This window comes from Dyadobacter sp. CY312, assembly GCF_021390535.1.
Lineage (GTDB): Bacteria > Bacteroidota > Bacteroidia > Cytophagales > Spirosomataceae > Dyadobacter.
In genome coordinates this window covers 1-19,371 of the sequence record NZ_JAJUXG010000037.1, presented here as the reverse complement: position 1 = coordinate 19,371, position 19,371 = coordinate 1, and the positions used below count along the sequence as shown (strand labels likewise).

20 protein-coding genes are annotated in these 19,371 nt (G+C 43.0%); 6 read left to right on the top strand and 14 right to left on the bottom strand.

The window, feature by feature from the left end:
- Positions 1-32: 32 nt before the first annotated feature.
- The 3 genes from LZG71_RS29515 to LZG71_RS29505 form a co-directional block, all read right to left on the bottom strand.
- Positions 33-3,497: a TonB-dependent receptor gene (locus LZG71_RS29515; RefSeq protein ID WP_233826746.1), complete on the bottom strand. Its 3,465-nt coding sequence runs from the start codon at positions 3,495-3,497 to the stop codon at positions 33-35.
- 158 nt (positions 3,498-3,655) lie between these two features.
- Positions 3,656-4,672: a FecR family protein gene (locus LZG71_RS29510; RefSeq protein ID WP_233826744.1), complete on the bottom strand. Its 1,017-nt coding sequence runs from the start codon at positions 4,670-4,672 to the stop codon at positions 3,656-3,658.
- Between the two features lie 21 nt (positions 4,673-4,693).
- The gene (locus tag LZG71_RS29505) at positions 4,694-5,248 is read right to left on the bottom strand and encodes an RNA polymerase sigma factor (protein ID WP_233826742.1); all 555 of its coding nucleotides are present in this window, start codon (positions 5,246-5,248) and stop codon (positions 4,694-4,696) included.
- 617 nt (positions 5,249-5,865) lie between these two features.
- Between LZG71_RS29505 and LZG71_RS29500 the strand changes: the two genes are divergently transcribed.
- Positions 5,866-6,024 (top strand): hypothetical protein, encoded by a 159-nt coding sequence (locus LZG71_RS29500; protein WP_233826740.1) that lies wholly within the window; start codon positions 5,866-5,868, stop codon positions 6,022-6,024.
- A 462-nt stretch (positions 6,025-6,486) separates the two neighbouring features.
- On the opposite strand, the gene LZG71_RS29495 is transcribed toward LZG71_RS29500, so the two are convergent.
- From LZG71_RS29495 to LZG71_RS29485, 3 genes are all read right to left on the bottom strand, one after another.
- Positions 6,487-6,954 (bottom strand): hypothetical protein, encoded by a 468-nt coding sequence (locus LZG71_RS29495; RefSeq protein ID WP_233826738.1) that lies wholly within the window; start codon positions 6,952-6,954, stop codon positions 6,487-6,489.
- A 68-nt stretch (positions 6,955-7,022) separates the two neighbouring features.
- Positions 7,023-7,241 (bottom strand): hypothetical protein, encoded by a 219-nt coding sequence (locus tag LZG71_RS29490; RefSeq protein ID WP_233826736.1) that lies wholly within the window; start codon positions 7,239-7,241, stop codon positions 7,023-7,025.
- Positions 7,242-7,313: 72 nt separating this feature from the next.
- Positions 7,314-7,469: a hypothetical protein gene (locus LZG71_RS29485; protein ID WP_233826734.1), complete on the bottom strand. Its 156-nt coding sequence runs from the start codon at positions 7,467-7,469 to the stop codon at positions 7,314-7,316.
- Positions 7,470-7,724: 255 nt separating this feature from the next.
- Between LZG71_RS29485 and LZG71_RS29480 the strand changes: the two genes are divergently transcribed.
- From LZG71_RS29480 to LZG71_RS29460, 5 genes are all read left to right on the top strand, one after another.
- Entirely contained in the window at positions 7,725-7,886 is a 162-nt protein-coding gene (locus LZG71_RS29480; RefSeq protein ID WP_310587800.1) for a DUF2158 domain-containing protein, read from the top strand.
- 123 nt (positions 7,887-8,009) lie between these two features.
- Positions 8,010-8,285, top strand: coding sequence for a hypothetical protein (locus LZG71_RS29475; protein WP_233826730.1), 276 nt, complete (start codon positions 8,010-8,012; stop codon positions 8,283-8,285).
- A 324-nt stretch (positions 8,286-8,609) separates the two neighbouring features.
- Positions 8,610-9,116: a hypothetical protein gene (locus LZG71_RS29470; protein WP_233826728.1), complete on the top strand. Its 507-nt coding sequence runs from the start codon at positions 8,610-8,612 to the stop codon at positions 9,114-9,116.
- Positions 9,100-9,543, top strand: a complete 444-nt coding sequence (locus LZG71_RS29465; protein ID WP_233826726.1) for a helix-turn-helix domain-containing protein — start codon at positions 9,100-9,102, stop codon at positions 9,541-9,543. The genes LZG71_RS29470 and LZG71_RS29465 overlap by 17 nt, the downstream gene beginning before the upstream one ends.
- 1 nt (position 9,544) lies before the next feature.
- Complete coding sequence (locus LZG71_RS29460; protein ID WP_233826724.1) at positions 9,545-9,988, top strand: hypothetical protein; 444 nt, start codon at positions 9,545-9,547, stop codon at positions 9,986-9,988.
- A gap of 226 nt (positions 9,989-10,214) precedes the next feature.
- Here LZG71_RS29460 and LZG71_RS29455 read toward each other — a convergent pair whose 3' ends face one another.
- From LZG71_RS29455 to LZG71_RS29420, 8 genes are all read right to left on the bottom strand, one after another.
- Positions 10,215-10,352: a hypothetical protein gene (locus LZG71_RS29455; protein WP_233826722.1), complete on the bottom strand. Its 138-nt coding sequence runs from the start codon at positions 10,350-10,352 to the stop codon at positions 10,215-10,217.
- The gene (locus LZG71_RS29450) at positions 10,349-11,464 is read right to left on the bottom strand and encodes a phage integrase SAM-like domain-containing protein (RefSeq protein ID WP_233826720.1); all 1,116 of its coding nucleotides are present in this window, start codon (positions 11,462-11,464) and stop codon (positions 10,349-10,351) included. Before LZG71_RS29450 ends, LZG71_RS29455 begins: the two co-directional genes overlap by 4 nt.
- Positions 11,465-11,709: 245 nt before the next feature.
- Entirely contained in the window at positions 11,710-12,861 is a 1,152-nt protein-coding gene (locus LZG71_RS29445; protein ID WP_233826718.1) for a sensor histidine kinase, read from the bottom strand.
- Positions 12,854-13,693, bottom strand: coding sequence for a LytTR family DNA-binding domain-containing protein (locus LZG71_RS29440; RefSeq protein WP_233826716.1), 840 nt, complete (start codon positions 13,691-13,693; stop codon positions 12,854-12,856). Before LZG71_RS29440 ends, LZG71_RS29445 begins: the two co-directional genes overlap by 8 nt.
- An 85-nt stretch (positions 13,694-13,778) precedes the next feature.
- Complete coding sequence (locus tag LZG71_RS29435) at positions 13,779-16,901, bottom strand: lantibiotic dehydratase (RefSeq protein ID WP_233826714.1); 3,123 nt, start codon at positions 16,899-16,901, stop codon at positions 13,779-13,781.
- A 764-nt stretch (positions 16,902-17,665) separates the two neighbouring features.
- Positions 17,666-18,043 carry a transposase domain-containing protein gene (locus LZG71_RS29430; protein WP_233826712.1) on the bottom strand — a complete coding sequence of 126 codons (378 nt, stop codon included), beginning with the start codon at positions 18,041-18,043 and terminating at the stop codon, positions 17,666-17,668.
- On the bottom strand, positions 18,040-18,237 hold the full coding sequence (tnpB, locus tag LZG71_RS29425; protein ID WP_233826710.1) for an IS66 family insertion sequence element accessory protein TnpB: 198 nt from the start codon (positions 18,235-18,237) through the stop codon (positions 18,040-18,042). Before tnpB ends, LZG71_RS29430 begins: the two co-directional genes overlap by 4 nt.
- Positions 18,238-18,266: 29 nt before the next feature.
- The gene (locus LZG71_RS29420) at positions 18,267-18,806 is read right to left on the bottom strand and encodes a hypothetical protein (protein WP_233826708.1); all 540 of its coding nucleotides are present in this window, start codon (positions 18,804-18,806) and stop codon (positions 18,267-18,269) included.
- Positions 18,807-19,371 lie beyond the last annotated feature (565 nt).

Genomic DNA, 19,371 nt, shown 5'->3' with positions numbered 1-19,371 from the left:
TTGAAATTATTCCTTTGTCGCAGTTAGATTATTTAAAGGCCGATGTTCAGACCGACCGTGAATGTTCTTGCCAGCGGATACACGCCGTAGTCGACACCGCCCGTCAAAGGCCCTTCATAATTGCTTACCTCAGGATTAAAATTCAGATACTTGGTGAATGTGAACAGATTCTGCGCCGAAGCATAAACCCTGACCTGCTGCAACTTCGCCTTACTGATCAGCGAAGCAGGAAGCTGGTAACCAAGGCTCACATTCTGGATACGCAGGTAAGAACCATCTTCTACCCAGCGCGTTGAAATAGCATTGTTGTTACCTGTTGTTCTGGCGTTGGCGCGGGGCGTAACACCGTCTCCGGGGTCGCTTGGTGAACGCCATCTGTTCAAAACTGTGGAAAGCTGATTTGCATTTCCTTCGAGGTTCTCAAAAAAGCGTCTGCTCAGGTTGAGGATTTCTCCACCCTGGCTACCCTGAATGGCAACATTCAAATCAAACCCTTTGTAGTTGAAGGTATTGGTTACTCCAAATATAAAGTCAGGCTGGTTGTTTCCGATGATTGTGCGGTCATTGGCATCAATCCTGCCATCTTTGTTAACGTCTTCATACTTCATATCGCCAGGTCTGGAAGTAGGATCGTGGGGATTGCTGTCCAGGTCTGCCTGATCTTTGAAAACACCTATCTGCTTGTACCCGTAAAAGCTCCCGATCGGAGAACCAATTTGTGTTATGTTGGACTCTCCCACTCCACTTGCACTACGTATCGGATCCCCGGTTGGTCCAAGCGCTACGACCTTATTACGATTAAATGAAAGATTCAGACTTGTATTCCAGACTACCGCCTTGGTCAGATTCCTGGTATTCACTGCGAATTCCCATCCTTTGTTTTCCATGCGGCCAATATTCTTGACGGCCGTTCCAAATCCGGTTACTGTGGGCACATTTACAGACAATAGCAGATCTTTGGTCGTACGCTGGTAATAATCAACAATTAGCAAAATACGGTTGTTGAAAAGGCCAAGATCAATACCGGCATCCAGCTGCTGGCTACGCTCCCAACCCAGTTGCGTGTTTGCCAGAGAGGAAGGCACCAAACCATTCACCAAAGTATTGTTAAAACTATAATTATCAGATCTCAGCGTTGCTACGTAAGGATAATTGTTGTTAAATGCATTGTTACCAGACAGACCATAACTTACACGCAGCTTCGCCTCAGAGATCGAAGAAATACTTTTCATAAAAGTTTCTTCGCTTAAACGCCAGCCCAGAGATCCGGCAGGAAATGTTCCCCAGCGATTATCAGGTCCGAAGATAGACGATCCGTCGCGACGAACAGATACATTTAAGAGATACTTGCCTTTGAAATTATAGTTGGCTCTGGCAAAATAAGAAGCCGACGCATTTTCTGTTCTTGATGAAACGGCCGTCGTGGTCGTACCACTTGCGCTACCATTCAGCGTCTCTACAACATCATTTGGATAAGAACTTCCACTTCCATTGCTATCCTGATACTGAAATTTGGTAGATTCCATACCGATCAGCACATCGAAATTGTGTATATCATTGATCGATTTACTGTAATTCAGCGTCTGATTGAATAGCCAGCTCAAACTTTGTTCAGAATATGCATTTCCCGTTGACACCGAAGGTGGCAATATCTGGTTTAACGGCATTTTCGATGTTCTGTATGAATTTCGGCGATAGCCTCCAAAATTTACATTGGCAGAGACCCTATAAGTAAAATCTTTCAGCAGATTCAATTCTGCATAAGTATTTGCCAGCATGTTTGCCGTTTGTACCTGACTGTTGTATTCGGTAATATTTGCCACAGGATTTGTAATCCCGGGATAATTGTAGGGAGCAGCTATCGCAGTCTGAGAGCTATAAGAACCATCCGCTGCATAAATTGGTATCATTGGCATTACTGACAGAGCAGAGTTTACAACCGCATTATCCCCCCAGTGTCCTGCGTCCTTCACTTCCTGCTGTACTTTAAATGTAGGGTTGAGGTTAAACCCTATTTTCACAGCCGGCAACACATTCACTTCTACATTTGCACGCAGCGTGTAGCGATCCAGAGATGACCTGCGGATAATACCATCCTGCTGCAAATATCCGCCGCTAACACTGTAACGGGCCTTGTCAGTGCCCCCGGAAGCGGAGAGCTGGTAACTGTTCATTTTTGCGGTACGAAATATCTCATCCTGATAATCAGTATAAGGCAATGCAGCGATTCTGGCTGGGTCATCGAAGTTGAGCCAGTCAAACACCTCACCTCTTGGATAGCGGTAACGCAGGTAATCCGTTGGTCTGGCGCTGTTGGGGTCTGATATGTTTGCTCCTTTAATGTTATCGAGATAGGCATTGTTAGATGCGTCCCTGCCAAATTCAGCAAATTGCTGAGAGTTGATCAGGTCCATTTTCTTACTGACCTGCTGAAAACCGGAAAATACATCCAGATTTACACTTGGCTTACCACTTTTCCCTCTTTTGGTAGTTATCAAAATAACCCCGTTTGAACCCTTGGAGCCATATATCGCCGTCGAAGATGCGTCTTTTAGTACATCCATGCTCTCAATGTCATTCGTATTGAGATTACTGAAAACACTGGCACCAACTATGTTCCCGTCCACGACGATCAAGGGTGAGTTTCCAGCACTTATGGATCCAAAACCACGCACTTTTATTGCCGGAGTGCTGCCAGGTGTTCCGTTGTTCTGCTGAATTACAACACCAGGAATTTTCCCCTGCAGTGCAGTTGCTACGTTCGACACAGGCATGTCCTTGATCTCGTTCATTGGTACAGAGGAAATAGCCGCAGTAACATTTGCCCGTTTCTGGGTACCATATCCCACTACAACAAGCTCGTCAAGAGACTTTGTATCGGCTACCAGTGATATGTCAACCACTGTTTCAGCGTTAACTGTTCGTTCGGTTGACACATACCCAACAAAACTAAAGATAAGTACCGATGCCCCTTCAGGTATGGTAAGCTCATATGCACCCTGAGCGTCCGTTGATGTGCCCTGCTGGGTACCCTTTACAATGATACTTACTCCCGGCAGTCCCTCACCCTTATCGTCTGTAACCTTTCCTGAAACTGTTTTATCAACCTGGGCAACTTTCACAGTCGGTCCGCTGAGCTTACGTTGAAGCAAAATTCTTGTCCCCTCAATTTCATATGAAATCTCAAGTGGTACCAATAGCTTATCAAGTACATCGGAAAGCTTGCTGTTCATAGCTGTAAAAGAGACCCTTTTTCTAGCCTGTATGGTATTATTGCTGTAAATAAAACGAACGTTTACCTGCTTTTCGATCTGGGACAAAATGTTCTTGATTTCCAAAGATTCAGTCCGCACGGAGATTTCTTTATTGAGCAGTTCCTGCGCACGGGATTCCCTGGCAAGCGTAATGCCGCAAAACACCGCCGACAGTACCAACTGCGTAATCGTTATTCGCATAGCTTTATTTAGAAACCATTTGATTGATACACTTTTTTGCATAGTTTATAATTGTTTTTGTTGTTATAACAGACATGAGAACACATAATGTCCGCTTTGGAATTGGCGTTCCTGGCGGTTAATCTGGTCGGTGATGTTGGTAGCATCATCGACTTTTCTTCGGTATGGATTCCGTAATAGAAGCCAGAAGCAGGGCGGACTTAATTTCGGCAGCCTTCGCCGCTCATAAAAAGTGTTGTACCTCTCAATTCATAATTTGCGTTGATACTCTTACAGATCAATTTTAGTTGTGAGTATAGCGGCAGCTCGTTGATATCCCCTGTAAACACACAATTCTCAAGAGCAGCAGATTCAAGTACAATCTCAATTCCATACACATCCTGAATCATTGACACAACCTTTGGCAAAGGCGTTTCCTCAAAAACAAACAGGGCTTTTTTTTCAGGCGGATGCACGACCACAGGCTCTTCAACCAGTTCCGGCACCAGCATTTTCACTTCACTGTCAAACCGAATCTTCTGGTTGGGATTAAGAATGATCCCGTTTCTGGTTTGCTGTGTTTTCTTGGAATTCTCATATACAGAAACCCTCCCTGTAACCACAGAAACTTCGATCGATTTCGCGTCATTGTAAGACTTTACATTAAAACTGGTACCTAAAACTCTTGTAACAAGCTCTCCGGTATGGACAAAAAATGGTTTCAGGGGATTTTTAGTTACATCAAAAAAAGCTTCTCCGCTAAGATGCACAATTCGCGATTTCTCTTCGAAATGTTCCGGATAACTCAACCTCGCTTGCGGCTGTAAGGTGACTTGTGAGCCATCCTCCAAAACTACCCTGTACGGATTATCAGAAGTGTTTTTCACCTCAATATTCCCCTGAGGAAGTGTAAACGGTTGGGTGATTGCCAACTCTTTAATTGTTCTTGACGAGGATGAAGGCCACAGCACCGTAGAACCAAAAGCCAATGCGATTAGAACAGATGCAGCCATACTTAGCCTTATCCAGATACTTTTGAATACTGAATTGGGCCTGGTTAATGCCGATAACCTTTTCCAGAGTCGTTTGCGGATTTGGTCCTTCTCTGATTTGCTGATGGTCACCTGGCTGGTTTGGAGCATATTTTCCGACCAATCCAGAATTTGTTTTTCCTCCTCGGGGGTACATTCTCCTGCTAAATATTTTTGTAACAGAAGGTCGAAGTCGTACTGGTTCATTGGGGTACAGATTAGAACTGTTTAATTGTCAGTATGATAAACCTTTAATTGTTCCTTTAAAACTTTCAATGACTGTGTGATGTGATATTCAACTCCTTTTTCTGATAGATTTAGCTGCCGGGCTATATCTTTCACCGACTGGTTCTCAAAACGGCTCATTTTGAATACTTCACAGGTCTTTTCGGGGAGCTTCTTCATGGCTTCTTCCACAGCCGTTGCCAGATCCTCAAAGCGGACAATTTCGTCTGTGGAGTTGGATTGTTGAATCTCATGAAAAATGAGATATTCCTGATACTTCCGCTGGGTGATCTGAGATTTGATGTAGTTGATTGTCAGATTTTTCATCGAAACCACCAGATAGGAACTCAAATGTCTGATACTATTTTGCTCCCGTTTATTCCACAGACTTTCGAATACATCGTGTACGAGCTCCTCAGCTTCCTCCTTGGTTCCGGTCTGATGATAGGCTACGCCAAACAATTTATACCAATAACGGTTGTAAATTTCTCCAAAGGCCTTTTGGTCACCTTTTTGAAGTAAATCCACCAGCTGTTCGTCAGTAAAAAAGTTATTCATGAGATTTAGGGGGTAATACATGTATAGTCAATCAAATGAAGAAAATCCCTAAACCATTTTAAATATTCTTTATATATTCCTACTATAATGTTCAATATATAACAATACAAAGGTTATATATTTTTATCAAGGCACTTTTCTCATGTTAAGAAGTAAACATTTTATGGTTATCAGAAACTCATTGTGCTGGTGGTAGTAGCGATCTTAGCTAGAATCTCATACCCCGACTAAATTACCAACTACCGGGAGAAATTAAGATTCCCCTACTATCATACAACCGTTAGGGTACCAAAATGGTAGAACTAAAACTGTACTTTTTCTCCCGGCCCTCCCCTGCATTTACTTTGTAGCATCCATCAGAACAAACAGTTATGATGCTCAAAGTTTTTGCAACATCAGTAGTAAACCAGTATACACAATCTTTTGTTGTACTTTCCACGTTTTACCAATCGCAAACGCTTATCTGATTTATCAAATATGGATGGACCAGGAGTCTTGGTTTAATGGCTTTTTCGCGTTCCAGGTGTCTTTGACTTTATCAGTGTTCATGTTTACAATTTGGAGGTACCCAAATCAAACATTACACAATCATTACCAACCATAAACCATAATAACCAATGAATAATAAATACACCGTAGTAACCTACAAAAGTGTTCCGGGGCTAATTGACGGAGTTAATAAGTACATGGTAGATGGATGGATACCAACCGGGGGCGTATCTACTAAATTTTATAGAGAAATCCTTCTTCACATGCAGGCCATGTATAAATTATAGATTTGGGCACCTGGGCATAAGAAACCGAGCCGGAGCAGTCTTACCGGCTCGGTTCTACTCCTGCTTCGTGAAAATTATCTTTTTGCCTGACTTGTCTTTGGAAAGATGATAGATTTCTTTGTTTTTGATGGCCTCTGGCAGCTTTTTGATTATTTGAGCCTTGTAGGCATCATCAATATTGGTAGCCCATTGATCCAGATTTGGGATGTATATATAAAAGAAATAACTTTCCCTCTGTAAAGTATAAATAGTAATAGGCTCGAAAACCGCCTGAACCCTTGAGGCGCTTTTTGATGTATGGATTTACTTCGCTCCTATTGTTCAGCAAAGTTCCCTCACACAGCTCCAATGGAGTTTTATCAGAAAAATGACTTATTATCAAAGATTCGATTTCTCTGTATGAGTTGTTCTTCTTGAGTTTATGATACACCTGATGGAAATCCTACGAACAAAATAGCTCCATTATAATCCCTCCAGCTTTTTAAAGGCTGCATAAAACTCTTTGTCTTCTGGCAGGGTGTAAAATACAGACTTAATATCAAGCAACGCTTCTTTTAAATCATCGTAAGCCCCTATAAAGGAATTAAACTCTTTTTTTACATATCCCTTTGCTGCCAGCGGTTTAACCTCGGAGATAAAGCTTTCTTCAATATCCAGATACGCTATGGTATCCTTTACTATTCCCTCAATTAGGTTCATGGCTTCTGCATCGGGATTAGAAACCCAAGTAATTTGTTCAAGGATAGAAATCATTTTTTCCATCCTCTCTTGTTTCGATTTTAAAGCCTCACTCAGTTGATTTACTCTGATGGTCAATTGCTGGATGAGGTCATTAGGTACAACAGCTTCCTTTCTCTTCTCATTCTTAGGGAAAGAATAAGTTAAGAAGCTCTTAGAAAGTGTCTTTATGTTTGGTTCAGTGGCTACCATCTATATTTTATCAATGCTGTATCAGTAACAATAATAATCATCCTTTAGTTAATAATGAATATAGAGTATCATCTTTTAACCACGCAAGAGGGGAATTTCCTGATACGATCGCCGGCAAAAAACAGATAGGGGTTGGCCCAATACACATCTCTAACAGTAGTCTTATTTAAAAAGCATTTTTTTATCAGCTCAGTGACTGCTTCCTTATATGTGTTCAAAGAAATATCCAGCTCTTCGCGGTTCTTATTAAGCCAAATGATGTCTTGTCCGAATTCAATTTCCTGCATTATTTGGCTTGAAGGCTGAGCTTGTTAGTCAAAAGCCGTCGTTCGGCACTCCTGTATACTTTGACATAACCATCATACTCCACCTTGAGTGACAGGAAGTAGTAAATCCCCTTGTTTCCTGTATTGATTTTTAAATTCTTTCTCTACTAGCGAAATAACCAGAGGCACAGAGAAGGGATTAATTCCGAGTGCCTCTTCCGTAAATTTAGGTCGTTTATATTTTTGCATATTTAAAACATTTCATTGTATTTTAATTGTGAAAAATGTGCTTATTATCAATTGGTTGATCAGAGGGGAATTGCTGATGGTGATCGATTCTCATTTCGGAGAGAGATGTGGGACAAATATCGAGTACCTTATCAATTGCCAATTTTTAACGTAGAAGGTAAGGTGGCTAGCAATTAAGCCACCCGCCTGTTTTGCGACACCTAATTTATTGTATTTATATTATTCCCTATTATGAGCGAGTAGAGTAAATTTAAAATTGGAGATACCGTTCGACTAAGATCAGGTGGTCCAGAAATGACTGTTTACGAGGTCAGCGATGGCTACGTAGGCTGCATGTGGTTTGACGTGGCACATTCTATCTATTCTGTTAGAGAGTCATTTCTGGTTGGTACCATAAGGTTAGTCGACGAAGCGTAATATCCTATCAGGATAAGTAATGTTGTTTTTTAGGAGATATTTGGGAGTCTTGCGCACTATCGTGAAGAAAAATAAGCAGGTTGGAATTTAGAAAAACTGCGACTTTTAAATATAAACTCACCAATGGAAAATTTAATCAAAAAAGTAAAAGTGCTCATTAATTCCTACGATGAACTGCGGGCGGTCAAAATTACAGCGAGCGAAGGAGTTGCGGAGGAAGGTGATATAATATATGAAATTCTGCCGTATGGAGATGTTGAATTACCACAACCAGGTATTTACAACTCAGATGAGTTTCCTGTTTCCATACCGATGGCCGATTATATACCCGAAGGTGAGGGTATTAAGACCAAGGTGTTTAAAGATGTTTTGTGGTACAAGCCAAAAGTGAATGATTGATATTACTGCGCTGTAACGCTGCATAAGTGAATTTAATCTTGCAGAATAAATCATATACCTTGCTGACTTTATTTGTTGTTAGAAAAAGTGTAGCTTATGATTACAAACAAGCAGGAATTTTAATAATATTATAAGTAGGATCACTAAGAAATCACTGTAATTATCACTCAGTATCTCCTTATACGCTATGTAATCGGTAAAATATCAATAGATTTAGGTAGCCGAACCTAAAGTGGGATCACAATTTCTAATTTAGATATTTGGCTAAAATTCAATAAATTTGTACACGACGAATTGCCATCATAGGAAATAATCATTGGACATTTGCGCTACGAATACGAAATTCAAAAAATAGATTATCTTTCGGGAAAAAGTACGGGTATATACTCGGTACGGCTTCGGGGAGAAAAATTAGATCTTTTAGAAATTTTTTTTCAAGAGAATGAAGGTGAATATGAGGACGAAGTCGAAAGTTTATTGGTTCAGCTTGAATTTATCGGAAGGAATGGCCTGAGGCGTGGTTATTTTAAAGAAAATGAAGGAGAATTAAATGACGGTGTTTGTGCATTATTCGATACGCCTGATAAGAAGCTGAGGCTCTATTTCATAAATAATGGTAACGTCAATCTGGTATTTGGTGGTGGTGGGCCCAAGCCTAAGTCCATCAGAGCATACCAGAAAGATCCAAAGCTCGCCAGAGAGGCTAGTATATTGAAACAGATTTCTAAAGATTTGGTTCAGCGGATTAAAGATAAGGATATCTACTACTGCAATGATAATAGGGACTTGGCAGGTGATTTAAAAAACTATGAGGATGATGACGACAACTGACAACAACCAGTCAACAGCTGGAAGACGAATTCTGAGAAACGTTTCCAGCGCTAAACGTAACAGAATTGAACTAAACATGACGATTTCCGCAAGGTTGGATGATCTTATGAAGAAATTCGATCTTAGCACTGAGCAGTTGGGAACTAAGGTCGGCGTTGAATTTGAAACCGTAGACTGCTGGCTAAGTGGAACACACGTCTTTACGACAGATGAGCTAAGCGACATAGCCACAGCACTGAAGTGTTCACCTAAGGACTTGATGTCGCTAGCAACACCAATTGTTGAGCTTTCATGGATTGTACATAACGTCGTTAATCAAGAGGTTCTGTTTCTAGCGAGCTCGCAGAGTCGGAGTACAGAGGGTGGTTCTGATCAGGTTAAAACGTATTCTACCACAAAATTAATTTCGGGATATCAACCAAACTAAAATGGCTGTAAGTGAATATTCTGTTGTAAAAATTGAGTTAATTGCTTTTCACCTTAGCCCAGATACGCAAAAGCTTGATTTGAGCAACACTGCGATAACCTACAACGTAACTGTAAGTAATCAGGTCAGCGATACGTTGGAAGAGGATAATGAGTTTTTGAATTCGGTTGTCACAATTTCAATAGGCCACAAGGAGGACTTACATTTGGTTATTTTTGAGGTAGCAGTCATATACAGTATTGTGGGCTTGTGCCAGGTAGTTGGATTCACTGATAACAAAAAGGTAACTGTTCCCAAAGACATCCTTGATAACGTAAGCAATGTTTCAATATCAATGGCTCGTGGAATGCTTTTTTTTCAGTTAAAAGGGACGAAATTACATAACGCTATTATCCCACTTGTGGAATTGAACAAAGATCCTAATGTGCAAGTCATTGAAGATTAATCGGCACAAGTTTTCCTATTCAATAGATACAAATGTGGAAAGTTATTGAAGAAATGATTCTCTCAGGAAGAAATCAAAACTATCGAAGGGAAATCGATTGGACTGGATACATCTGGGAAATACATAACCCCTAACCTACCGAGCGATATGTTGGTAGGTTAGCGTTTGACAGCAGAGGATTTTAACAGAAATTCTAATGGGCCTCAAACATCAAAGTCCCATAATCCTAACTAAAAATATCTCCCATTGCTTCATCCAGTGACTCTTTATCAAAGGAATTGAGATAGCCCTGTGTTGTCTCAATTTTTTTATGCCCCAGGCTATTCCTGATATCAACAACAGTAATCTTGTTGGAGCTCTTCATTGCCCTTCGGGCCTTGTCGGCAAATGAGTATCTGGACGTGTGAAAAGAGATGTTTTTATCAAGTTCAAGCAACTTGGATATATCTCTGATATATCTCTCAGATTGTTATTAATCTGAGAAGTCTTTCCGGATAGATGATTATGTAAATCGATTCGTAAAGCTCTCTCCATCTTCCTCTTCTCTGCATGGGTAACAAAAGCTGCATAGTCCGCATCATTTTCCAGAATTGGAAATAGGTAATTATTGGCATCAGCTTCCGGGTCGTGGTATTCTTTTAAAATACTCAGTGCTGAGCTGTTTAGCTTTATACTTTTTTTGTGGCCCGTCTTGTCCATCTCATATTCCAGCCTCCCCGCTTTAACATTTCCTTGTCTCAGCTGTATGAGATCCACTACTCTAATGCCGGCATTAGAGTAAGAAAACAAATAGTAATTCCTGGTATGGTGCATCCAATTTTTAAGAGATAGTTTTTGCAGCTTTTCTATGTGCTCATCGGTTAGTTTCACTTTGTTGGACTTCAAAGTCTTTGCCCGGACGTGCGCTCGAAATGGATCCTTATCAAGTGTGTCATCAGCCAACGCAGCTTTAAAGACGGTATATATCTTGTCAATAATGTTGTTAACAGTTGTTCCGGCCAGATTTCGTACCAACAGGCTGTTTTTGAATTCCGCAATGTTCTGCGGTGTTATAGATGACATCGGTGTATTTTCTCCGAAGTAGTCCTTGAACCGGTTAAGTTTTGATTCCTGCTGTTTGTAATAACTGATTGCAGAGTCAGCTTCCAAATGTTTTAGGTAGTTCGCGAAGTAGGTTTTTAACGTAGCTCCTTCGAGCGCTTCTTTTTTTATATTAGCAAGCGCCGGTACGTTTTGCTGTTCGAGTAATTCATACTTGGCCCGTAACTCATCAATTGCAATCTGAATATCTCTGTTATATTTGACATGTTTAATGTTGGCCTTCCGGATCCAGAAACCGAACTTTGCTTGTTTGTTGAAGTGCTCAGCCGGGATAGTGAAATCCAGTTTGATTTTCTTACTTTTACGGTTGTGGGTAATGCGTACAGACCATTCCTTACCGGCCCGTGAATTAAGTTCCAAGTTGAAAGTGGCCATCTGGTCAGTGGTTTTTACAGAAATAAATATAGATATTTCACCACTTACTAAGTATGAGCACCGCACAAAAAATACCATTTAAATTACTGTAAGGCTATTTTCGGTTTGTGTGAGCAGTGTGTAACAAGTCTCCTTTTGATCACACTGGCCACCTGAAAGATGTTTACAACAGCTTTTTTTGCTTTTGATCCGGCTAGTGCGGCAGGTATTAAGTCCAGTTGGTCAGCTTTCTCTGTGTGATTTGCTTATGAACTTGGATTTTCTGCAAAAGCCATTTTCAGTATGATGCTGTAAAGCTGCTGATGGTCGCACACCTGCAGAGAATATCGATTTTTAAAGCGCAGTTCCAGGCGCTTACGGATATTGTCAAGACCGATGCCCGAGCGCTGTTGATGATCTGCATTGAAATACAATGCAGGTTTACTGTTACTGATTCTAAATGTCAGGTGATCTGCGTTTACGCTCAGCTCGATATCTACCCGGCAATCCTCAATCGTCGGATAAACCCCGTGTTTGAAAGCGTTTTCAGTCAGTGTGAAAACAACCAGCGTGGGAACCTTTGCCCCTTTTGGAATCTGACCGTTTTGTTTGACGGACACTTTCAGCCGGTCAGCAAAGCGTTTGGATTCCAGGTCTGTAAAATGTAGCAATGCCTGCCATTCCCTTTCAAAATCAATGAGCTCATCTACTGTCTCGTAGAGGGTAAAACGAAGTACATCTGTCAGACTCACAAGGTATTCAGACGCCTTTTCGCTGACATCAAGAAGTTCTGCGAGAACAGAATTCAGCGTATTTAAAATAAAGTGGGGCGCTGGCTGCGTGCGCAGAATAGCCAGTTCGCTTTTTAACTTCTCGGCCAGAAGATCTTTTTTTTCAATCTGCTCTTTGAGACCATACTGAATCATTTTGAGACCCAGCGGAAGAAAAAGAAGCTGCATCTCAGTGACGTCGTAAATCAGAAGCATCAGCCAGTCCTCATAGCCGTTCTCGCTTGCAGAGAGCAGATACATGTTTCCGAACTGTTGGAAAGTCCCAGACAAGCTGCCCAGGCCGAAGAGCTTGTCAAGCAGATAAAATACCGCCACATTCGCAGCATGCATGATCAGTACCATCAGCATTCCGGTCAGCATCATCAGCTTGGTTCCGTAATACTTTTCTTTAAGGCAGTTAAATACTGCTGCCGCCAGATAGTACACCGGAATGAACCTTAAATAATAGATTACATACGAAATCACCCAGCTTGTGCTGTGGCCGATCCTTTCTTTGGAGCCCACAAAATAAAGCAGATGAAACAAAATAAATACAAGCCAGAAAACAATGTGGTATCTGATGCGGCGCGCTCTGGTCTGCGGCTGCAAAATATAGCGCAGCGGGAAGTGCCGGGCGTGTCTATCCATACAACGGGCCGAGTTTATTTAATACATCTGTTCTTAAATACCTCGAAATCTTTGCAATGTGTTTTCCCCCGCTCATCACGATCTCATTGCCTTGCAGCGTCTGGATCAAATGACGATTGATGATGTAAGACTTATGCGTTTTAATGAAAATATCAGGTAAACGCTCCAAAAGCAGCGTCAGCGAGGTACGCACCAGATATTTCTTTCCTTTGGTATACATCTGCACGTAATTACCACTGCCTTTGATCATGTACAGCTCATTGTATTCCACGGGGAGAATACTCTTTTCGACGCGTATCCACATCATCTTTTCCTTAAAAACAGGTACCAGTCCCGCCGGAGAAGTCTCGGGACCAGTGCCAGTATTCTTTTGCAGCAATTGAAACGGATGCAGCGTCTCTCGCAGGTTATCCAGGCTTGGCTCATGCGTCTGCTTTACCCAACCTGTTTGAGTGGCACGCAGGCTGCGCACCTTGTGTACCGCTTTGAGAAATCTTTCCAGCGAAATGGGCTTGAGCAGGAAATCGGCCACATTGTGATCAAAGCCATCAATTGCAAAGCGCGCATGAGCGGTTGTCATAATCACGGAAGCTGTCATATTTCCGGCAATTTTCAAAAACTCCACGCCGGAGATGTAGGGCATATCCACGTCCAGAAAAATAATATCGAAATCACCTGTGGTAATCGCTTCAAGGGCACTGACTGCATTCATACACCCTTGCGAGTATTCCAGTCCGGGAACCTTGCTGATGTAGAATTTAATGGTTTTGTGCGCCGCAATTTCATCATCCACGATCAGGCACCTGAGTGGTTTTCTAGTTGATTGCTTCATCCTTGTCAGAATTAAAATACGATGATCTTTCCCGCAGGGTAGGCTTAGGTAAATGCGTTTCAAAATGAGGTGACAACTAAAGTTATCAATCAAAACCCCCATTTCCTACAACCTGAGAGAATATTTTTTCTTGTTGTTTTAATCCGGATCTGTAAAATTTACTCAGATAGTGATACACAGCAAATTCATGCTCACGCTGACGGGTATCAAACCAGCGGTTTAAAAACAGATGGATCAGATCTGAACACAACCTGTTTTTCAAATCTTTGTCTTCAAAAATCGGGTGATCCAGCATGCGTCTGATCTTATGGTCCCGGTCCTTAAAATCAGCTACCAGGCGGCTGCCTGCCGGCATTGTACGTCTGTCCATCATCTGAATAATCTTCCCCTTTTGCGCCCGGTAGTTCTGATCCATTTGCCTGCGTACAGCTCCCTGACTGTCGACTTGATCTGAGAACTGCGCGTGCATCCCACAGGCAAAATCCAGTTTGCCTCCCGGATCAAAACCAAAACTATCCAGTAGCAGATCTGTGCCCTCAAGCGCCCCGAGCCAGCGCAACTCAGAATCCTGTGCATACTTTTTCAGCGACCTTGCCACAGCCCGGCTGTCTGCGTGAAAAACGGATTCGATCTGTTGGTACACCTCAGGCGAATAGCGTTCAGTCTCCCTTTGGTAAGTATCGGTATGAATGCTGCGAACCATGCCGCTTATCAGCAGCGGGGCAATCCGCTTGTGGAGCCGGCGCAGGACAATACTCCAGAAGTCCCTTTTTTCACCGCAGAACCGCAGTCTGATGTGCGCGTCAGGATCCTGATAGCGAATAAAGAACCACTTTTCAATGACCTTCCGGCTTTCAAGCTGACTGAGCAAAGCCAAAAGTACCGTCATCATCAAAGCATCAGAAAGATTTTCGGCGCAGTAAATCTTTACATACAGCCACTCAGAACCTACCGTGAACTGCCGCTGTATCTGCGTTATTTCCTGTGTAAAGCTGCCAGGGTCAAGCCTTGGTGACGCTGAAATTCTACTTCGCTGTGTGTTTTGAAATGGAATTACAAACTCATTGGCAAAATGCTGCCGGTGATCACTCAACAGGCCCTGTTCCGGCACTTCAAGCGATTCTGTGATGCGCAGCTTGCCCTCTTTTTTTAGCATCTTTTCAAACAGGGCAACGGAGTGCGAATTTTCGCTGTCAAACAAAAGCAGCTGATCTGCCTGCCCTGCCGTAAAATACCTTGGAGTGCCAAGTTTATGTCCCAGATCTTTCCACCATCCCCTTTTGCTATTGGCTGAATCTCCGATCTGATTTGCACTCACAAGCCAGCTGGCCTTACTGAGCACGATCTGCTGATACTGCACCCGCGGTAAAAATGCAGCGCTGTGATAGTGTCCCCAGTCCCAGGCTAGCGAAATGCTGTACTGGTTGGCCAGATCACAAAGAAAACGGTAGACCGGCAGACCATTGCCATAATGATGGGCGCTGGTTAGCACAGGTATGATTTGCCTGTTGAGCGAAGGGCAGCTGAGAACCAGGTTCTTTCCATCTGCGCAGCTGATCCAAAGATCGCCTGGGTTGATACTGGTTTTGTCTCTACCGGCCGGCGCGGCCAGATAAGTAATGTCAACATCTGTCAGATCAGGTCTTTGCACGACATTGGCACCTTTCCCGGCTGGAAGGTGGGCGATCTGGGCATAAATCAGCCCGTTGTCTGCGGCTTGTTCCGCCTCCATTATCTTGCTTACATATCTGGTCAGCTGCGGATCATCCGCACAAAAACGACTCATCAGATTCACTGCCGAAGGACCCGCAAGTCCTTTTAGCTCGAATAGAAAATCCCCCTCGTCCAATGACTGTTCAGACTGCGCGTGAAAGCTTCCCAGTACATAAAAACTTGATGGCAACCCGTTGCCTTTGGTCCGCTGCAGCTGCTGATCGCTGAGCATGACCTGCCGTTGTGCGGCAGAATGCGACAGCGCATATGCTGTCTCTGCAAGATCAGGTGTATACGGGCTCCTGTTTTGCGCGTACTGGTTTGTTTCTATTCCGTCTAAAAGCGGGGATACTAACTGTGTTTCGCTGCTTAATGCAGCGTAGCCAACACCGTAGTCATAGTCAAGCGCTGTCATCAGGGGTACGTTTTGCTGCCCGTAACGGGCAAAGAACCGGCGTGCGAAATCTTCGAGCTCTGCGTTGTTTGCACACTGAGCCAGACAACCAATCCGGCCAAGCTGAGAGCCAAGCTTCGAAAGAACCTTTTTGCTCACAGTCGCATGGTCTGTATTAAATCGAAGCGTGCTGTGAAGCGTGCTTTCCAGCGGATGATGCCGGCCAGTGAGCCCGCTTAAAGAAGCATTGACCTGTGAAAGCGGAGCACTGTCGGCAAGCTGTTTTTGAATGCTTATGATTTTTTCCGCTGTTGCCCTGGCTGTGTCTATGGTATTGAGTGTGTCAAGAAGGCGGCTTAAAAAATTCTTGCCCCCACTCACGTCGAGCTCGATGCTGCTGACCAGAATCTGGGCTTCCACAAGAGATGCTACGTAAGCCCTGCTTTCAGCAGCGCTATACGCCTCTGCCTGCACGATCCTGGCAAGCTCTGATTGAAGCATCCCTTTTTTCGCTCCGGTTAGAAGCCTTTCCAAAACAGGATCAGACACAGTCTGTGTTAAAACAAAGGTGGTCTGGCCCGCCTCGCCTCTTTGTGATTTGATATACCGGTAGAATTGCCCTACCCGGTATAGGGAGCTGTTAGCAGTAAAAAGCAGCCTGCTGGCTATATTTTCATCTTGAAGTATCCGTGTTTTGATCCCGGCGAGCGCACTGGCATCCAGCTCATTGTGTATACTTACGGACTTGTCTGATGGGAATCGTATCTGGGTGACCCCGGCAGTTCGCACAATAAAATAACCGGCAAAAACGCCGAAGGGTGTAGGGCGGCTGGATGCCCGGATCAGAAATTTGTACAAACTGGCAAGCAGCTTGTCTTTTCCCTTTATTGTCTGATTTTGTACAAGCAATTTCGCAAGCTCATACAGTGGCCCCGAGCTGAGCGCAAGCCCTTCGAGCAACGCCGGATCTGAAAAGAGCCTTCTTAGCTCTGATTCGAATTCAGCATTCCCGGCTGTGGTCCGGGCATGGAAATCCTCGAGCACATCCCGGGAAAGCACCGGCCGCCGCACCATGCAGAAACCGTAAGATTGAATTTTCATAAAGCACACTCTTTAAAGTACAGTAATTCCTGTAAAGGTTTAAAGAGCCGGATGCGGGCTGAAATTTATGTGGCATCAGGCAGAAAAAATGGGCTGAAAACACCTGTGAAGCTTGTAAAGTGTCTACAGACCGGGCTGAATGGAATTTATCAAAGCTGCTTTGGGCTGCACCCCAAAACAAGCTCAAAAGTGCAGCTAAAGTAAGTGTCATCATTTTGCATATTTTCTGAATTTACACCTGAAATCATATCGGTAAACACCTGTGTCTGCTCAGACTTTGAAATCACATCCATTATCAAATCCAGGTTTTACAAGTTGATGCTGATCATAATATAACCTAACTCATCATTGTACACATTATTTAACTTTTTTACAGTATGGTGTAATTCGTACCAGGCGTAGCGATAATCTGGCTTTGATTTGCCCGCCAGCAGCCTACACATTTTTCCGGGGAATATTCCATCCCCGGGCCCCTTGGAACCCTGATCAAATCCCGAGTTGCCTGATGCACCTCAGTATTTGATCAGGGGCTTACTTTAGCACCGGCATTCATCCCTTCTACACATGGGTAGGCGGCTATGATCTTTGATAATCTTGCAAATCGTCAGGAAAAAGTACACATCTGCGACCAGAAATTAGAAGCGTGTTTTTGCGTTTAAGTCATAACATTGTTATTATGGAAAACAGAAAAAAGCAAGTCCCGAGAATTACTTTGTATCCGTCCGAGGAACCCGTATTGTGTAGTTTAGCTTTGTGACAGGTGATCAACCGTTCCGGTATTTGATCCAGTTATTGGGAAGCAACTGATAAAGGTCTTTATGTTTATGGGATTGTATTCTTTCAAACACATCTGTCAGCCACTGCTGCTCGTCAACGCCGTTTTTCTTGCATGTTGCCATAAAGGAATACATAGCCGCTGTCATTTCAGCTGCCTGGTGGGAACCAGCAAACAAAAACGCTTTTCGTCCAATCGCAAGGGGTCTAATTACGTTCTCTGCGAGGTTATTACGGTTCGCCGCGCGATCAATTTCAATTTGTCCGTGCAGTGCGTTCGCACTCAGTCCTTCCCAGCGGGGTAATGTGTAGGCTATGGCCTGACCAAGAGGACTTTTGGGAATTACCAGCGGAAGCTGCTCTGTCATCCACGTTTTCTAAGGCGGACAGAATCCGGCATTACTCCTTGTAAAAGAAGCGTGAGTTGCTGGCTGGTAATGGATATCTCTTGTCCCTTGGGCCACTCAAAAGTGCCTTGTTCAAGCTTTTTGATGTACATCGCAAACCCGTCTTTATCCCACTGAAGCAAGCGGATTTGATTAAGCCGTTTACCCAGGAACACGAAGACATCGCCACTTGACGGATCAAAACCTAGTTCATTCCTGACCAGGCCAGCATAGGAAATGCCGTGATTTTAATAAAACTCACTACGCCCGGTGCTTCGTCACCCGTATTAGGATCTCCATTTGTGCTCGTTGTGAAGGAAGCAGGGGGAATTGTTACTACACTGCTGCCACCCGGGTTGGGCTGGTTAGCCAAAGAGCTGATTGCAGTTTCTGGTGACTGCTCAATACCAATATTGCCATTGGGTTTATCTGTATTCGTATTTGCATTCAAAATAGTATATGAGCTGACGATGCCATCAGCTATGCCATCCGGAGCGGTACCTGTGCCATCGGACGACTCCCCGGTATTTACATATGCTGATGGCATATTCAACAAACGCACTGTAAACGTACCGGTTTCTGCATAAGAAATATTGTAAGTTCCATCAGCATTTACGTTGGTTGTAGTACCCGCAACAATGTCACCCAACCCATCATACAAGGCAACTTGCAACCCGGTTACAGTTGTAGTATTGATGGGCGTTCCATTTGAACCAAAAGCACCTCTGGCTACTAGCAGAGCCATTTTAAAAAGTCAACTTTTTATCATTGAGTATTAAAATGACAGGTTATAGACTATAAGCCTTAGAGCTATCTAAATTACTACTCATGTAAAGCCTCTTTTCTTAAAAGCAAGAATCTGTTTTCCTTATTTGGGTACCATATGGTTAGTTAAACCAGTGAAGCTCAACTTTCTTTCGGTAATGTACGAATAAAGCCTGCCGCTACAATTGATATTTAATTAAAAACAAATTCAGCATAATTAACTCGTACTCGAATTTATTTTGGATTAAAGAATTTAATCGATAACCAAATGGGGGTTACACCACTGCTACATACTATTCCCACGTCGCTACCTTTTAATCTTCATAATGATATCTGAGATGTTTTCAAGAAATAATACTAGATTAAATTAAAAAAGTAAAGTCCAGGAGGAAATTTCAAGAAACTCTATAGCTTTACTGCCGAAGTATATCAAAAAAGCCCACCCGGACAACATCATTTACTTTTTAACGAATATCTGGCTGCTTTCGCTTCCATCTTTTAGTTTGATACGTATCACATACTTACCAACCTGTAAATCTTTTACA

What these genes read in the sequence shown, in the direction of transcription:
- LZG71_RS29515 (WP_233826746.1), bottom strand. Translation starts at nt 3,497, where the DNA reads ATGCAAAAAAGTGTATCAATCAAATGGTTTCTAAATAAAGCTATGCGA.
- LZG71_RS29510 (WP_233826744.1), bottom strand. Translation starts at nt 4,672, where the DNA reads ATGAACCAGTACGACTTCGACCTTCTGTTACAAAAATATTTAGCAGGA.
- LZG71_RS29505 (WP_233826742.1), bottom strand. Translation starts at nt 5,248, where the DNA reads ATGAATAACTTTTTTACTGACGAACAGCTGGTGGATTTACTTCAAAAA.
- LZG71_RS29500 (WP_233826740.1), top strand. Translation starts at nt 5,866, where the DNA reads ATGAATAATAAATACACCGTAGTAACCTACAAAAGTGTTCCGGGGCTA.
- LZG71_RS29495 (WP_233826738.1), bottom strand. Translation starts at nt 6,954, where the DNA reads ATGGTAGCCACTGAACCAAACATAAAGACACTTTCTAAGAGCTTCTTA.
- LZG71_RS29490 (WP_233826736.1), bottom strand. Translation starts at nt 7,241, where the DNA reads ATGCAGGAAATTGAATTCGGACAAGACATCATTTGGCTTAATAAGAAC.
- LZG71_RS29485 (WP_233826734.1), bottom strand. Translation starts at nt 7,469, where the DNA reads ATGCAAAAATATAAACGACCTAAATTTACGGAAGAGGCACTCGGAATT.
- LZG71_RS29475 (WP_233826730.1), top strand. Translation starts at nt 8,010, where the DNA reads ATGGAAAATTTAATCAAAAAAGTAAAAGTGCTCATTAATTCCTACGAT.
- LZG71_RS29465 (WP_233826726.1), top strand. Translation starts at nt 9,100, where the DNA reads ATGATGACGACAACTGACAACAACCAGTCAACAGCTGGAAGACGAATT.
- LZG71_RS29460 (WP_233826724.1), top strand. Translation starts at nt 9,545, where the DNA reads ATGGCTGTAAGTGAATATTCTGTTGTAAAAATTGAGTTAATTGCTTTT.
- LZG71_RS29455 (WP_233826722.1), bottom strand. Translation starts at nt 10,352, where the DNA reads ATGAAGAGCTCCAACAAGATTACTGTTGTTGATATCAGGAATAGCCTG.
- LZG71_RS29450 (WP_233826720.1), bottom strand. Translation starts at nt 11,464, where the DNA reads ATGGCCACTTTCAACTTGGAACTTAATTCACGGGCCGGTAAGGAATGG.
- LZG71_RS29445 (WP_233826718.1), bottom strand. Translation starts at nt 12,861, where the DNA reads ATGGATAGACACGCCCGGCACTTCCCGCTGCGCTATATTTTGCAGCCG.
- LZG71_RS29440 (WP_233826716.1), bottom strand. Translation starts at nt 13,693, where the DNA reads ATGAAGCAATCAACTAGAAAACCACTCAGGTGCCTGATCGTGGATGAT.
- LZG71_RS29435 (WP_233826714.1), bottom strand. Translation starts at nt 16,901, where the DNA reads ATGAAAATTCAATCTTACGGTTTCTGCATGGTGCGGCGGCCGGTGCTT.
- LZG71_RS29430 (WP_233826712.1), bottom strand. Translation starts at nt 18,043, where the DNA reads ATGACAGAGCAGCTTCCGCTGGTAATTCCCAAAAGTCCTCTTGGTCAG.
- LZG71_RS29420 (WP_233826708.1), bottom strand. Translation starts at nt 18,806, where the DNA reads ATGGCTCTGCTAGTAGCCAGAGGTGCTTTTGGTTCAAATGGAACGCCC.